The organism is Methylophaga sp. UBA5088, from assembly GCF_002414625.1.
Lineage (GTDB): Bacteria > Pseudomonadota > Gammaproteobacteria > Nitrosococcales > Methylophagaceae > Methylophaga > Methylophaga marina.
Map to the genome: position 1 here is coordinate 1 of NZ_DIAC01000073.1, position 822 is coordinate 822.

The following is an 822-nucleotide window of genomic DNA, read 5'->3' on the forward strand; positions in this document are numbered from 1 at the left end:
GGTCGGTGGTTCGAATCCACTCGTGCCTACCAGATATTCAAAAGCGCTTAGGCGCTTTTTTGGTTTTTAAGGCCCTTTGTATCGGCCACAACCAGGACTTCATATGATTTCAGTAACACTTCCCGACGGCTCTCAACGCCAATTCGATCATCCCGTGTCTATCCATGATGTTGCCGCTGATATTGGTACTGGCTTAGCCCGTGCTGCATTAGCCGGTAAAGTTGATGGCAAGCTGGTTGATACGTCATTCGTCATTGAACAGGATGCTGAGGTAGCCATCATTACTGAGCGTGATGAAGATGGTCTGGATGTCATCCGTCACTCTACATCACATCTAATGGCTCAGGCTGTAAAACAGCTCTATCCTGAAGCACAAGTCACCATCGGTCCGGTGATTGAAGATGGCTTCTATTATGATTTCTCATATAAAGAAGCGTTTACGCCGGATGATTTAGCTAAGATCCAGAAGCGTATGGAAGAGATCGTGAAGCAAGATCTTCCAGTGGTTCGTGAAGAAATCTCTCGTGATGCGGGTATCGAGTTATTCCGTGATATGGGTGAAATCTATAAAGCTGAAATCCTGGAAGATATTCCGCAAGGCGAGACTTTATCTATCTATCGCCAAGGTGATTTTGTCGATTTATGTCGTGGTCCTCACGTACCAAGCACAGGTAAGTTAAAAGCCTTCAAATTGATGAAATTGGCGGGTGCATACTGGCGTGGTAACTCTGATAACGAAATGTTACAACGGGTATACGGTACTGCCTGGCAAGATAAAAAAGCCCTTAAGGCTTATTTACATCGTCTGGAAGAAGCTGAAAA

1 protein-coding gene is annotated in these 822 nt (G+C 45.1%); it reads left to right on the plus strand.

Going from position 1 to position 822, the window contains the following annotated elements; genetic code table 11:
• Window positions 1-103: 103 nt before the first annotated feature.
• Window positions 104-822: TGS domain-containing protein (locus tag B4K20_RS09320; protein ID WP_289282684.1), on the plus strand; the 719-nt coding region annotated here is incomplete at its 3' end.